This window comes from Pinibacter aurantiacus, assembly GCF_019130065.1.
In the GTDB taxonomy this organism is placed as follows: domain Bacteria; phylum Bacteroidota; class Bacteroidia; order Chitinophagales; family Chitinophagaceae; genus Pinibacter; species Pinibacter aurantiacus.
In genome coordinates, this window is the sequence record NZ_JAHSPG010000011.1 from 1 (window position 1) to 15778 (window position 15778).

A 15778-nucleotide genomic window follows, 5' to 3' on the forward strand; every position below is an offset into this window, starting at 1 on the left:
CAGTGACAGTTCAAAACTGTTGCTGCCTTTTGCCATCTTACCCAAATCAGAAGTATTGACGTCATAGCTGGCGCCGATCAGGAATTCTTTTACATACACGCCGATGTAGGGAGAGATCGCATCTTTGATGCGGTAGTTCGCACCGATCATAAAGTCTGCATCTTCGGCCACGTTCATTTGCAAGTACGCCCCTACCATTTTCTCTTCTGCTGATCCCTGGCGCATGTACAAGAGGTTTGGTGTGATGCTCGCCACTTCGTTGATCATAATTCTCAAACCTGCATGGCCCGTGTATCTTACCGGGATCTTTGCATCACCGCTGGCACTGAACTGGTCGGTGGGGCGCGTAATGTGTGAAGCGGAAACGCCTGCAAACAGGTTGGCTTTTTTGCCCGGTTCTGCATCGTAGTACATTACACCCACGCCTGCATCAAAGGAAGTAGCGCTGGTTTTGCTTAACGCTTCGCCGGTGCCTGCTCCCGGGTTGTAACCGGTGGAGGGATTCCACTGCTCACCGAATGACATTTTGCTGATGTCGAAGCGGCGCTGGATCATACCGAGCTGGAAGCCCATGTTCAGTCTTTTATAACCGTTTGCGCCAAACTTTACACCAGAATAAGCCATGCTTGCATAAGCCGTGGTGTAGTTAAAGCCGCCATCGCCTGCACGCTGGTTCAGCACGCTTACGCCAAAGGCCGCGTTTTTATTGGTATTGAAGTCGGCGGAAACGCCGGGTGTCTGGTAAGGAGAAGCGATATTGCCCCACTGGTTGCGGTAGATCGCAGAGACTCTTGCACTGCCGTCAAACACGCCTGTCAGCGCGGGGTTCAACCACGAAGGATAAACGTAATACTGGGTGTAGTGCGGGTCCTGGGCTTTCGCAGTTCCCATTCCTGCCAACAGCAGCAGGCCCATTGCAGTTATTTTTGTTATGCTCTTCATTTGTTAGTTATGGTTTTTACTTTGAGTTGTTTGTGTTTGTTATTAGTTGTTAGTGGGTTACTAGCCAGTTACACTATTCTAACAATCAATAACTAAATAAAATTGCAGCGGGTTTAGGATGGACTTTAATTTGGTTTGCTTATTAACACCTGGCTTTTCGTTTTTGGACCTAAACATCACCGGCATCATATTTCCCTCACCCGCCGCATTTTAAACTAGATAATGCTTGTAACAATTCCTGCCTTCTGTTTCTTTCTGCACTTTATTATTACAGAGCTCTTCACTATGGATATTTCTTTTTGTTTTGAGGTTCAGAAAAACACATTGGTTTTTCAAACTGCCTTTTACTTTCCTGGCTGGCTGAAGGTCCACCATTTTTCAGATGGACCTTTGCCGACAGGAAGTGTTTGTCTTAAATATTACCTGAGTAAATTGATGCTTCCTTTTTTGTCAACGATATCTCCGCTGGTCAAAATTATTCTGCACACATACATGTACACACCTGATGGCATTGGTTTACCGTTTAGTGTACCATCCCATCCATTGGCCATGTTGGTTGTTTCGAATATTTTCTGACCCCACTGGTTGAATATCATCATCTTCATTTCTTTCACATTGCCGGCGTATAGTTTAAACTGATCGTTGTGACCATCGCCGTTTGGTGTAAAGCTGTTTGGTATGAAGATGTTATCACAAGAATTCACTACAATTTTCTGACTGGTGCTGTCGTAACAACCATCGTCTGAAATTGCCAGCAATCCTACATTGAATGAACCTGATTGGTTCCATTTCTTTGTTGGCGTTTTGCCTGTTGCAGTTGTGTTGTCACCGAAGTTCCAGTTCCAGCGGTCGAATGCTGCACCGTTGTACACAGTACCGGTTGCAGTAAACTGGGCAGTTGTGAATACGCAGTTGTCGTACACGTTTGTAAAGTCAGCTTTAGGCGCTTGTTTTACCACCACTACCACATTATTTGTAACTGTTTGATCACAGCTAACCGGGTTGGCTGGAGCATATGTTACGCTAACTGGAATTGAATCTATACCTGTGTTAGAGAATGCCAACTCCTGGTTCAACGGATATAGGTAGTAATCCTGGGAGTTGATCTCAACGGTATCTGCTGCCACCGGATTATTCACTGTTACATCGGCAGCAGATGTTACCAAACCTTTTACTGCACTTAGTTTCCATGTTAGTGATTTAGCTGGCATTGGAAGGTAAAGTGTTGGTTTGAACTTATTGTTTGCACAAGCATAAGTATTGTGCACCGTCGTATCATTATAGTGGTTGTCGATATATAATTTCGGATCTATTCTAGGAACCTGGAAGCCTATATTGTATACGAAACCAAAATTGAATGCCTGGTGAACTGTTGCCGTAAAATTGCTGTCACATGTGATCACAGACACTGCGTTTGCAGCACTCCATCTTTTCATTACAACCGTATAGGCTGCATTTTGCGGATGCGTATAACTTGTATCGAATGTATTGCTTCCATCAATTTTTAAAGAACCCACAGCTCCTTTTGGAACAATTGCTGTAACATAGTTAGGGCCACCTGTTTTTCTTGCAAACATTGCGCTATCTACGCCAAGACCAACCGGCGTCAGATAAACCGCCGTTTCGGGACTTCCCGGAGCATTGTATTCGTCGTTGCCACAAGCATTAAAATAAGTACAGCTCTGAGAAACCATGATCGGCTTATCGGCTTCAAAATATTGCGGATCGCGGGTAGTAAACTCATAGACGTTACCTGGTAACATGCCGGTCATTTTTACACCATTGCGTTTTACAACGGTTGCCGGATCTTTCACCAACACACGGAACAGGTTGAACAGCATTTCTTTTTGTCCATTCGCAGTTGCCAGTGGAGCAGTAAGGAACCTCTTACCCCATGCCTGCATTGGATAACTTTGCTGGAACACATAGCTATCTCCACCAGGATCATTTGTGCAACGGACAGTTGTACCAGCATTGCCCGTAAATACTCCAATAGGCAAGCAGTTCCCATCCGAGTTAGGAACGGCTACTACTTTGGTTCCTGTAAGATCGTAATATTCGTATGAAGTAGAACTATTACCTAGTTCAGCAGGGGTATGGATTGTTTTGAAAGCGCCTAATATCTGGTATACCTGCCCCCTGTTTAGCGTTACACGGAATGGCACGCCAGCTGCTTTTCCGCCCAACGTTGGGTTAGATGGCGTAATTTCTACAACCGTATTATTGGCATCGGCAACTACGTTTACCCATGATGATGCAGTGATAATGGAAGGCATAGTACCAAAAATCTGACGAAGCCCCAATGTTGTGTAATCTTTACTATAGGTACCGGTTGGCATTAACATGGAATTTGTTGCGCCCTGACCAGCCCCCAGGCTTAGCATCGCCGTAATCGGTTTTGTACTTTCTATCAATACGGCTCTGGAATAAAGACCTTCTCCCATCAAACGGGCATCATTGATACCAAATCTTGGTATTTCATCAGTTGTAATTGAACCTCCCGCAGGTATTGAATATGTCTTAACAAAACTGGTTCCATATACGCTCATGGTAACCTGCGTTGCAACATTACTGGAAAGAACAAACTTAAGCTGCTGAGCATCGCCCTGGAAAAAATCTTTGTACTGTGCGTATGGAGCCCAAAAGCGTGTTCCCGCGTTAAGGCTATCAGCCGCAGTTACAACCGCCGGAGGAACTGGCGCTTTACCATCGGTCATACCTGTAAACTTATCCAGGAACACTAGTAAGCTGTCTGAATACAGATTGTTAATTGTGTCTATAACAGTACTTGCGCTCACGTTCCATTTGTTGCTTGCATCTGTTTGCCCTGTCTTAATGAAAGATTCAGCAGGCACATTTCTCAACCATGGCTCAAGATAAAACTGCTGCATTTTATATTTGAACGGACCTGCTCCTGTTGCATCTGCATCTACATAATAGTACATGGATTTTTCAGTAGGATCCAATCCAGCAGGCAGTTTGCCTGAGTAACGTTTTAATGTAATAGATGACGGTACTGCTGTATTTGGATCCCATGTAATTCTTGTTACCGTGTCAGATCCGAAAGAGAATGTTTGTGTAATACCAGGTTCAGGAGTAGCAGGAGTAGCAACCATATTTGGTGGAGCTACCGTTGGTTCAAACTCATAAGCACCCAAATCAGGAACACCATCAGTTAATGCAACCGGACGAGGATTGCCATTGATGTCTGTAGTATTTCCTGCAAGCTGTTTACCTCTACCTTGCATTGCCCACGAGTTCGCATCTGATGCAACCGGTGAAAGATCCGTTGTGCTGGTAAGCGCCGGATTATAAACGATAGAATAATTATCCTGGCCGAATATCGGTCTCCATGATGCGATATCATTGAAAGCCATCTCGTTTACATTGTTAGCCGGTCCTCTTTTTATCAGCATTGTTCCACTTGAATAATACAAGTTGTAATCCACATTCAAATGCTGTGTTGTATAGTTAATGAACATCGCCGGGCCACCACCTTTGTTGGCAATAATATTGTTGAAAATATTTGTATTACCCGCCAAGTTGTAGCTCTGGTGATCCAACCAAACTGCCACATTATAAAAGCCGGTTTTTGGAGAGCTGTTCAACAATGTGTTGTTATAGTAGTTTGTAGAAGATGCATTGTAGGACCATAAAGCTGCAGCAAACTGGCTATTGCTTGTTCCGGCAACAGATGAATTCACACTTATTTCATTATTCACTACGTCCTCATAACTTGTTGTATTACCTGAATTCGCTCCATTGTACAAACCTACTGCGTGATTCGTCAATCCGTTAAGACCATAAATTTTGTTGTTCATGATCTTACCACGAGCGGTAGCTGTTGCATTATTATTGGTGAGATACATGCCATAAATATAACCGGTAGTATTATCAAACGTAACCTTATTACCTGTTACAGTAATGGCGCTGTCACAATTGTTCATGTAAATACCATAAGTAGCCTGGTTAGCACTAACTGTACCACCATACTTAGTTGCTACAGGAACAATGTTGTTGGATACTTTTATGTTGGCTGTATTAAGTACATAGATGCTTTGTTGATAAGCGCTGTCAAAAATATTACCCTCAATTACGTTGTTTGGTGAGTAATATGTAGTCGAAACAGGCACTGAAGTTGTAAAGCCAGCAATGTAAACACCTTTGGAACCTCTGTGGAAAGTATTTCCTTTTATTACAAAGTTTCCTTTTGTAATTGCGGTACCCGCAAAAATACCGGCAGTGGTTGTTTGATCCGCACCAAATGTTGCGTAGTTCGTTGGATCAGGCAACATAGAATTGATCACGCAATTCACGATGCTGTCATTCGATGCCATGTTCGCTAGATCGAATGTTCTTCCATACAATATATTGGTAGACGATATCGTAAGGTTTTTGAAATTGATATAGCTTGCACTATCCAACTGTACAGTATAGTTTGTTCCTACCGTTGTTGCATTGTAGGTCAATTCCGCAGATGCTGCATTTCCATTTTCACTTTGGAAAGTAACCGTGTTAATGGCAGAACTGTTGGCTATGGTAGCAATCCTGATCTGCTCATTGTACACACCTGGTTTTACATTGAACACCACAGGACCATCAATACCACAACTGATCGCAGACGCGGCGTCTTTAAATGAATTAAAGTTTTTGGTACCTGCAGGGTCAGTTGGTTGAGTTTTGTCGATGGTATATGTACCGCCGGGGAAATGACCACCTATTGTAATTTGAAGAGGTACTGTGTACTGAGGTGTACCGCCATTACAAGCTACCGCAGCGCGATAGTATAATGTCGCGTTGTTTGCATTGAAGGTGTATGGAGGCGACACTAATGCAGTGGACAAATTTGACCATGTACCAGCAAGACTTGTCGCTGTCTGCCATTGATAAGTCAAGCCTGAACCAACATCGTTGTTTTTAAGATTCAACAAAACCGACTTGCCTGTACAGGTTGCATAACCCACATTTGAAAAAGCATCACCTGCGTTGAAAGCTGTTGTACAGCCAGCCAGTGCATATTCTATGGCACCCATATCCGGCTTTGCAGCATCTCTCGCTATAGTGTTGATATCGGTTGTAATAGCTACGGGCGCTCCTCTGTTGCCCAATGCAGCAGACGTTGGTGTAAAGTCGCCGTTTGCGGCATCCTTGAATGCCGGATCTATACCTACAGATGATGCATCGTATTTGGTAATTGCTTGCCAATCCGACAAAGAAGCGATTATCTTATTAAAATAGTAACCCTGGTTGTATGTTGTTTGTCCACTGTTAAAATAGTTGTTATTATCTATCGTGAACATTGAGATGGTGTTGTCTGGCAGACAGATAGCAAATTTAGTACCTACTCCACCACGTGAAATGGAGAAGATATTATTCTTTACTTCTACCAGGACACTTTGGAACGTAGCATAAAAACCGTAAGTAGGATTTATTGATGCAGACAACGGATCTTCAAATACCACTGTGTTGTAGTAGAAGTTCGCGTAGTTTGAACCTGAGTTATACAATCCATACAATGTTCCAAGGTTTTTAATATCATAGATCATGTTGTTGGAAACAACATTCTCCAGTCCAACGTCCCCTTTAGCATTGCTAAGATATATACCGTAAAATGGCAGACTGTAGCTGGCACTTGCACCGTATATGTTGTGGATCTTATTCCTTGAAATCGCATTGCCCATGTTTGGACCAGACAATACTATGCCATACATAGCGCTGGTACTTACAGATGCACGTGTTGGCCTGGAGAGATCGTTACCTTCTATCCTTCCAAGCAAAGAGTTGTTGGCAGTAATACCATAAGTTAAAAACTCGCGTATGTTATTGTTAATGATCTGGTTTCTGGCAATAGGGTAATCTGTACCGGTTGAGGTACCACCCTGCATGGAAATACCATAAAAACCACCAATAATTGTGTTGTTAGCAATGGTATTGCTATCACAATAGGATCCGGAGCTGCTTGCGCTGGTACCGCCGCTTATAACAATACCTGCAAAAGCTGAAGAAGTTGAAACGGAGTTAACAGATATGGTACATCTGCGAATGGTATTGGAATCTGCATCGTTTGTTAAGTGAATACCCCATCCGGCTGTAGAAGTAGACAATGCCGTGATGTTAAGGCTATCGATAATTACGTGATCTGTACCGTTTAGTTTAATAACCGGCGCAGTTGCCGTGGTTGTAGCGTTGTAATTGATCGTAGCACCATTACCATTGAAAGTGATTGTGTTGGTTGCAGATGTTCCAAACACATTGTTCATCACAAGTTGCTCGGTATAAGGAGTTACATTTTTCGCAACATTAAACACCACCGGACCGCTGATACCACAACTAATGTAGTTATAGGCGTCGTTAAATGTTTTGAACACACCCAGGCTAGCGTTCGTCGTTAAAGTGTTGTCAATTGTAAATGTTCCTGAAACACCCGGTATTTTATTCACCAAAACACTTGTTGAAGTATCGGATTTGCCACTGGCAGTACAAGTCATCGTTAACCTGTAATAAGTATCTGTGGTCAATGAAGTAGTGACCGTATCTTTTGTTGCACCCGCAAGGTTGTTCCAGGCAACATTGTTTGTAGAATATTGCCACTGATAAGTGAGACCCAAAGCAGCAGGATAAGTTGCTGACAGGAAAAATTTATCGTTTGGACAAACAAGCGTTTTCGTACTGCTAACACTTCCCGCAGTAGGCTTGCCGGCACAATCTGGCGGAGCAGCTGTCCATGCAAAAGTGATGTTAGGTCTTGTGGTAGCAGTGCCTATTTCTGTGGTTGTATTAATCGTACAAAAACTGGAAATGTCATTCGCGCCATATGTATGTGAGGCGTTAAATGACAAACCTGTTGTCCATGCAACAGTTGGGTTGTACGTTTGGTTAGGACCAAGCAGCGTTCCTCCGTTCACACAAATTTCAATCAGGATATTACTTGTTCCGTTCCAGAAATATTTGTTGGGAAAAGTAATTGTATTAACACCCAAAACCGGCGTCAATCTCGTTGTAGTATAATATTGGGTTGGCGAGGGTTCCCAGGTTGTGGCCTTTAGGGAAGTAACAGACGTTGTATCCATTTTGAGGGAATACTGCGTAAGATTGCCTGCGCCGTTCAACTTAGTTACGTTGAATTTGAGTGCCGTTATAAACCCGCGGGTAAGACCGGCGGCCTGCAATTCGCTTGCGCGAAACAGGTATTGCGACCTGCTTCCCTCAAAATTAGCCGGTAAAGGCGAGGGAAACGTTGCACTGTCATTCCCTACAGAACCTGTACCAACGGTAAAGTCCTGAGCGAAGACACGGGGCGCAATAAAAAGCAGAAAGAAAACACAAAAGAGGAATGCATACTTTGTTCTCATTGCAATTATGATGGTTTTGGTGTGTAGGGATTATCGGGCAGTTATAAGTGCTTATCCAAAGCCAAACGCATGCAAAAACCTGCTCTTTAACTGCCAATTTTTTCTACTCCTTGTAAAAATACTATTGTCAGTTTTCCGTTGGTTGAGCATAAATGCGCAAAAAAATAACCGAGTAGAAACACCTAGGAGGGAGTGACTGAATAACTGAATAATTGAATAACTTAGTGGTTGAGAATTGAAAATTGAAAATTGAAAGTGGAAAGGTGTTGGTTCTCATTGTCAGAAAGAATACAAGCACTAAAGGCCTAACAACTCAGTTATTCAGTTATTCAGTTATTCAGTCACTGGCACAAAAAAAGGCCTGCATAAAACAGACCTCAATTTTGTCACCATTTACAATGTATTAGTGGCTAATTCAAAAATCAAAAGGCAAACGTCAAAATGGTTTTATGAACCGCCATTTGGTATTGTATGAGTCAGCCTTCTTTTGAATTTTGATTTTTTACTTTATTAACTAACGTGCTCCGCCGCTTTCGCTGCTTTTGTTGGTTTCGCAGCCTTCTTTACTTTCTTTGGCTTGGGATCTTTTGCGCCGGCCGCGAGGATCTTGCTTGCCTTTTTTACATGACGGCTAAATTTCTTCTCCCCTACTATTGACTTTAAGTCTTCAAAGGCAGAAAACAGTTTATTTTCAATCTGAGTACGTAGCGTTTTTTTCGCGCTCTTTTCGGTGGTAAGATTCTTCTTTGACATTACTAATTTATTTTAATTAAAAAGTCGCTATACTCAAATTTAATAATAAGATAATATTGCCAATGTTAAGTTTTTCAAACATTCAGAATCGATGAAATTTTTTCATTCCCCGCTGTATTTCAAGGGATTATTTTTCATAACAATTGACTCCAATATCGAAAAACAAATTTTGCTGCACCGGAAGTCCACAGTTTTGGTTGCCTAATGTTTTCTTAACACAAAATCGGTTGCAGCATCCCGGAAAAATGTCTACTTTTTTGCCTGATTTTCTCACCATAAATCAAGCTAGTGTTATGTCAGTTAACAAAAAAGAATTAGACAACTTTCTGAAACAGGAACCATGGGCAATGGACAACTCTGAACTTGTATTCGGACGCTCCCTGGGAAGATATACTGCCATTAACGGAATCGTACACCTCCATGCAGGCGTGCAAGAACATACTGACGGATACTATCAAATTTTTAACGATACTAACGGAGAGACACACCTGCAAATTGACATCGCCGGCAATAAAAAAGAAGGCATCGTTCAAACATCCGGACAAATTGTTTTGCTGGATGAAAATGGAGAAAGCAAAGTGTTGATTCCTAAAAAAGAATACTTTGTTCCGCAGGCGGAGTAGACCCTACTGTGTAGATGGCACACGGATGACACGGATTGGACGGATTTACACTGATTAGTTGATTTATACTTCACGTCATTCTGAATCAGCAACAATAACAAAGTACTGTCATTGCGAGCCCTCTGCAAAATAGGACGACAGCACATGTAAAACGCATTCGCAATAAGCGCTCAGGGCGAAGCAATCTCATTCCACGGAGATTGCTTTTTTATTGTTAAGACTTCATTAGTTTTGTCGCACCTTAAACAGGCCCATATTTTTGCTATGACAAAACAACTCCTTACCCTTTCGATACTTATTTGTTGCTTCGCCTGCGGACAACATTCCTCGTCGGCGACTACCAAAGTAAAAGCGGATACTGTTGCTTTAAAAGCTGACACTCTAACACAGGAGCAGTTTGAAGCAGCTTCCGCAAAATCGGATGATTACGAAGAGAACAGTCTTCCCTCAAATGCTCGTGATTTTATTACCGAAGGTTATGGTTTGCTCGGCTCAGCGCGTGGCGACCTGAATCGCGATTCGCTTGACGACATGGTATTGGTAGTTTACAAAAAGGGAGAAGATAGTACAGACATAGATCATCCCGCAAAACGGCCCTTGCTTTTATTGATCGGCCAGGCCGACAGCACTTACAAGCTGGCAACAAAAAGCGACAATGCAGTTTATTGCAAAAACTGTGGTGGCATGATGGGCGACCCTTTTATGGGAATTACAATTAAGAACGGATATTTTTCTGTAGAATTAGCCGGTGGTAGTGGCGACAGATGGTCGCGCATAGTAACGTTTAAATATGTTGCTGACGAAAGTAAATGGTTTTTACATAAAGATGGAACCGAAAGCTATCAAGTGCCAGATCCTGAAAAAATAACCCGTAAAACGCGTACAACAAAAGATTTTGGCAAAGTAGCTTTTGAAGATTTTGACGTGTACAAGGACAATTAATTGAGAGTGGAGAGTGAATCTCTCTCCACTCTCCACTCTCCACTCTCCACTCTCCACTCTCCACTCTCCACTCTCCACTCTCAATTCTCAACTCCCCTAAGTACCACTTCCTTCTTCCCATAATCAAAGCTGTTGCTAACATTTACGGTAAGTTTGTTATTATCAAAATGACAGGTCAGCGTTTCTGTGTGTGGACTTTCGATGTAGCGAAGTTCTAGTTTTAAGGTATTGTTGTCTGTCCACGCATAACTGCCGTCTATTTTAAAAGGCGGCAATCCCTCGAGATTTGCTTTTGCTCTTTCTACCAAATAGGGGCCGTGCATGGTGGTTTCTCCGGGCTGCCATTTGCCGGAGGCGAAACCAATCTTATAAGTAGCTGTATCTGTTTTGATAGTGGCGTAGCATGTGTTGTTGCTAAACTGGAACGCCATGTTGCGGATGTGTTTTTCGTTGGGTTCTATAGCAAAAGTTTTTCCTGCAACTGCTTTCTGCAGCGATGACGCATTTGATGCTGCAGGCGCACTCAAGGCCAGTGATGCGAGTTTGTTTTTCAACGCTGCAAAGCTTGCTTTGTCGTCCGCAAGTTTTTCGTCTTTCATAGCGGGCAATAAATATTTCCAAACAAGATTGATCTCGCTTTGCATGTCAGGTGTTTCTGCAGTTATTGCCACCACGGCATCTTTGTCCGGCATGACGATGATAAACTGTCCGAAGGCACCATCTCCCCTGTATGCATTGTTTCTGCAGCGCCACATTTGATAGCAATATCCCTGCACCCAGTCATTGGAATCTTTTTTCGCCTGCGGTGCGTTAGGCTCTTGCATAATTTTTGCGGTACTTGCTTCTTCTATCCATGAGGCGGGCAAAATTTGTTTGCCGTTCCATCTTCCTTTTTGCAAAAACAATTGCCCAAATTTGGCCATGTCTTCTGTCTTCAATCTAAGTCCCCAACCTCCCGTGTTGATGCCACGCCCATCGGTTTCCCAATCCATGCCTGTTATCCCCAAAGGCTCAAACAATCTTGGCTTTAAATAATCAATTACTTTTTGTCCTGTAACTTTTTGCACAATTGCAGATAGCATGTAAGTTCCCATTGAATTGTAGAGAAATGTTGTTCCGGGTTCATTAACTATGGGTGCTGCCAAAAAACCTTTCACCCAGTTGGAGTCGCCGCGAACATTGGGTTCAGGATCTTGTCCGTCGCTCATCATGAGCACATCTTTTACAGTGAGCTGCGCCAGGTAAGGACTCACGGTATCCGGTAAATCATTGGGAAAAAATGAGATCACCTTATCATCTACGCTTAGTCTTTTTTCGGTCACTGCAAATCCAATCGCAGTTGCTGTAAAACTTTTGCTGGTGGAATACAATGTGTGTTTAAGATCGGAGCGGTATGGGTTCCACCAACCTTCCGCCACCACTTTTCCGTGGCGCAGCATCATGAAACTGTGAAATTCTGTTTTGCCAGTGTTGGCGGCGTTTACAAAATCCATTATTTCTTTTGAAGAAACGCCCTGGGCTTCAGGAGTGCTTCTTGGAAGAGATGCAGATTGACTATTGGCGGTGAGATTAAAAAAAAGAAAGAAAAAGAAAATGAATAATTTGGCTGGCAAGTTTTTGTCGGTCATTGTTGGTTGTTATTTCTTATTAAACTTAATAAAATATAACGAAGAAATACAGGGGCACGCAGATGACGCGGATTGGACTGATTTACACGCCCGCCTGCAGACTTAGTCGGGCAGGGATTTTTTCTGCTAGCCCGAAAGGTTCAATTATGGAAGCTCAACAAGAATTCGGGGGACGGAAATCAGCTTTGTGTACGGTATGTCAGCAAAGGCATTAGTACTAAAAATTGAAATCAGGGCACTGCTACAACAAATTGTGGTTCAATTATTTTAAAAAAATGCTGAAATATTTTGGCAAATCAATATTCGCGTCTTATTTTTGCAACCCCGTTGAGGGAATGGCCCTGTAGCTCAATTGAATAGAGCATTTGACTACGGATCAAAAGGTTTCAGGTTTGAATCCTGACAGGGTCACGAAATAGGGTTTCGAAACCAGCTAAAAGCCAGCAAATTATTAGTTTGCTGGCTTTCTTGTTTTCAGGCATATCAAAAAAGCACAAAAGATGTCAATATTCTGGTGAACAAGAAGGTGAACAAAATTTTTCGCAATTTTTGTTCACTGGAAAAAGGCCGATTGTTTTAAACTCTTTCATAGTTCACGTTTTCGTCTTTGCGTAATTGTGTTTCTAGTTCAAAGCTAATTCGGCAGCTAATGTGATTTAAACCTCATCAATTCAACAACAATTCTACAACAGGTATTTCGTACAAAGGCTTTTTAGCAGGTAGCTGTAGTACAGCATCATCTCCCTGTACTTCAAATTTCAGTTCAGAGTTGTCAAACAAAAACTGCGCATATTTCAGTCGGTTCTTATAACCCGGCAAAATCAATTTACCATCGGCAGGATAATTATACACATGCACGTACAACCTTTTGCTATTAGCATTATAGGTAAGCTTGTTTCCATCCGGCACTTTATATTCATCAGGGGCATAAGTACATTTGTAAATCGATTTGCTGTTCGCATGCATCCAATCAGCAAGACTGTCTAATGCATTTTTTGCCCTGTAGTCAAATTCACCGCGGGCAGTGGGCCCAACATTCAATATCAGGTTGCCGCCATTGCTAACAGAAGATATAAGCAGGTCGAGCAGTTGTCTTTGCGATTTCCATGTATTCTCATCCCTGGAATAACCCCAGGAACCTGAAAATGTCTGGCAGGTTTCAAAACTCTTTCCCTTGAATTTTGCCAGTGCTTCTGGTTTCACCTGTTCGGGAGTTTCAAAGTCTGCGCCGTCTTCGTACTCGCCCAGATTCAGGCGGTTATTCACGATGATATTGGGTTGCAATTTTCTGATCTGTTGAAGTAATGCGACAGAGCCCCAATCGTCTTTTCCTTTTCCTGGTGCATTGCCTTTTGCTGCAAATGAATAATCCAACCATAACAGGTCTATTTTACCATACTTAGTAAGCAACTCTGTTACCTGGTTGTACAGGTATTTTCTGTACACAGCCATATCCCTGTTTTTATTCAATTCATTATATGCCGCTGCAGTATCTGTAATATTTACCGGACGTTGTGGGTGATTCAGATCGATGGTAAAATCCGGATGGTGCCAATCGAGCAAAGAGTAATAGAAACCTATTTTAATGCCTTCCGCCCTGAACGCATCTACAAACTCTTTTACCAGGTCCCTCTTTGCCTGGGTATTGGTGCTTTTATAGTCGGTGTATTTGCTATCGAACAAACAAAAACCTTCGTGGTGTTTGGTGGTCAACACTGCGTATTTCATGCCGGCTGCTTTCGCTTGTTTCGCCCACAGTTTCGGATCGAATTGATCTGGATTGAACTCGTCAAAATATTTTTGATATTGTTCATTGGTAATCTGTTCACGGTATTTTACCCACTCATGGCGTGCCGGCAAGGCATACAAACCCCAATGAATAAACATCCCAAACCGGGCATCTGTCCACCATTCCATCCTTTTCACTTTCTGCTCTTTTGTTTCATTGCCTAATTTCTTCTGGCCAAAGGAAAAACCTCCCAACATTGAAAAGAATGCAAATAGCAGGAGAAGTTTGTTCAGACAATCTTTCATTTTCATTTTTTTGTGTATCGTTTATCAAAGCGTTTTATCATTCAAAACTCCATTTAATGCTGTTACCAATCATCTGTTCTGAAACTGCTTACAGGAAACCCTTCTGTATTAAATAAATCCCCTGACACAAAATCTTTAAATGCGTAACGTACCGCAACAGGATTGGATACGTCGGGCGATGATACAAGCAATTTTCCCCAGACGATGACAGCTCTTGCAGGATGAAAGACTTTATTTGCTCCTGCAATTTCAAAAAAACTCAATGGCTTGCCATAAGAAGTCAGGCCATTTGGTGTATTAGTAAGGCGAACATTTGCCACGTTGCCTGCAAAATTTACTGATTCCAGCATAGGCGATTCACTAGGAAACCCTTTAATACCATAAGTTTTAGCTAGTGCCAAATAGCTCAAACGCTTACCTACAGTTTCTTTATCACAGGGGTGAATACAATTTTCGGCGCCTATATCCATGGTTACCACCATGCCACTGTTAGGAATTGCTGCCAACGCTTTTCGTTGCGCATCTCTCAAATAAGCAGAATTCATAGTGACTGCTGAGTCTGGCTTATTAACGTTATAGTTATAGGGTGCGATTTGTACATAGTAAAAAGGAAGGCTATCATTGTTCGATTTAGCCCGCAGCATTTTTACAAACGCAGGAAATAAGGTTTCGTATTGTTTGGGCCGGGTGCAATTGGCTTCACCTTGATACCAAATGCAACCCTTAAAAGTAAACCCTAGAAAGGGATGCAACATACCATTATACACCGCGGTCGCATTAGCATTTCCGATTTTTTTTGAAGTATCTGTTTTGGAGGGGAAGGAGTTGATTTCAGGAAATGCTTTTAAAGCCTCCTCATCCATAAAACTTTCCATTGGCGTGCCTCCATAACTAATGCAAATTAATCCAACCGGCACTTTTAGTTTTTCTTGCAATAATCTTCCAAAGTAATAAGCCGCAGCGCTGAAATTGGTAACGGACGCAGGTTCTGATGCATTCCATGATGCATTTAGTGAAATATCCTGAGCCGCTCTTTGAACAGTCTTTGGCATTGTGTATAACCTGATCTGATCATTGGTTGAATTAAAAATAGCATCCGTAGAGCCAAGGATAGGCTGGTCTTTATAACCTTTCATCGGCATTTCCATATTGCTTTGTCCGCTGCAAAGCCAAACCTCTCCTATCAGAATATTTTTTATGACAACAGCATTGTTTCCTTCCTTGATGATAATTTCAAAAGGGCCGCCTGCTGCAGGAGTGGCTACATTTGTTTTCCATTTTCCTTTCTCATCGGCAGTAACAACATACTTCTTTTTATCCCACGAGGTAACAAGGGTTAACTTGCTGTTTGCTGTACTCCATCCCCAAATCAAAGGTTGTGCTTTTTGTTGCAACACCATATTGTCGGAAAAAAAATAAGGAAGTTTAATGGCACTAAAGCCTTTACTTAAAAAAAGAAAAAAGTAAATGAAAATAAAAGATTGTCTGTGCAGTTTCATCGTCT

The 15778-nt window shown here is 42.2% G+C and carries 8 protein-coding genes and 1 tRNA gene; 3 read left to right on the plus strand and 6 right to left on the minus strand.

Features of this window, described 5'->3' with window-relative positions:
• From KTO63_RS13520 to KTO63_RS13530, 3 genes are all read right to left on the minus strand, one after another.
• Positions 1 to 942: PorP/SprF family type IX secretion system membrane protein (locus KTO63_RS13520; protein WP_217791866.1), on the minus strand; the 942-nt coding region annotated here is incomplete at its 3' end.
• Positions 943 to 1361: 419 nt separating this feature from the next.
• The gene (locus tag KTO63_RS13525; RefSeq protein ID WP_217791867.1) at positions 1362 to 8294 is read right to left on the minus strand and encodes a T9SS type B sorting domain-containing protein; all 6933 of its coding nucleotides are present in this window, start codon (positions 8292 to 8294) and stop codon (positions 1362 to 1364) included.
• A 510-nt stretch (positions 8295 to 8804) separates the two neighbouring features.
• Positions 8805 to 9047 carry a hypothetical protein gene (locus KTO63_RS13530; RefSeq protein WP_217791868.1) on the minus strand — a complete coding sequence of 81 codons (243 nt, stop codon included), beginning with the start codon at positions 9045 to 9047 and terminating at the stop codon, positions 8805 to 8807.
• Between the two features lie 293 nt (positions 9048 to 9340).
• Between KTO63_RS13530 and KTO63_RS13535 the strand changes: the two genes are divergently transcribed.
• Positions 9341 to 9670, plus strand: a complete 330-nt coding sequence (locus KTO63_RS13535) for a hypothetical protein (RefSeq protein ID WP_217791869.1) — start codon at positions 9341 to 9343, stop codon at positions 9668 to 9670.
• Between the two features lie 264 nt (positions 9671 to 9934).
• Positions 9935 to 10612 (plus strand): hypothetical protein, encoded by a 678-nt coding sequence (locus KTO63_RS13540; protein ID WP_217791870.1) that lies wholly within the window; start codon positions 9935 to 9937, stop codon positions 10610 to 10612.
• A gap of 80 nt (positions 10613 to 10692) precedes the next feature.
• Here the strand turns inward: KTO63_RS13540 and KTO63_RS13545 are convergent, their stop codons facing one another.
• Positions 10693 to 12240 carry a serine hydrolase domain-containing protein gene (locus KTO63_RS13545; RefSeq protein ID WP_217791871.1) on the minus strand — a complete coding sequence of 516 codons (1548 nt, stop codon included), beginning with the start codon at positions 12238 to 12240 and terminating at the stop codon, positions 10693 to 10695.
• A 337-nt stretch (positions 12241 to 12577) separates the two neighbouring features.
• Between KTO63_RS13545 and KTO63_RS13550 the strand changes: the two genes are divergently transcribed.
• Positions 12578 to 12651: transfer RNA gene (locus tag KTO63_RS13550), tRNA-Arg, on the plus strand.
• 255 nt (positions 12652 to 12906) lie between these two features.
• On the opposite strand, the gene KTO63_RS13555 is transcribed toward KTO63_RS13550, so the two are convergent.
• Together KTO63_RS13555 and KTO63_RS13560 are read right to left on the minus strand one after the other, a co-directional pair.
• On the minus strand, positions 12907 to 14274 hold the full coding sequence (locus tag KTO63_RS13555; protein WP_217791872.1) for an alpha-L-fucosidase: 1368 nt from the start codon (positions 14272 to 14274) through the stop codon (positions 12907 to 12909).
• Between the two features lie 62 nt (positions 14275 to 14336).
• Complete coding sequence (locus KTO63_RS13560; RefSeq protein WP_217791873.1) at positions 14337 to 15773, minus strand: sialate O-acetylesterase; 1437 nt, start codon at positions 15771 to 15773, stop codon at positions 14337 to 14339.
• Positions 15774 to 15778 lie beyond the last annotated feature (5 nt).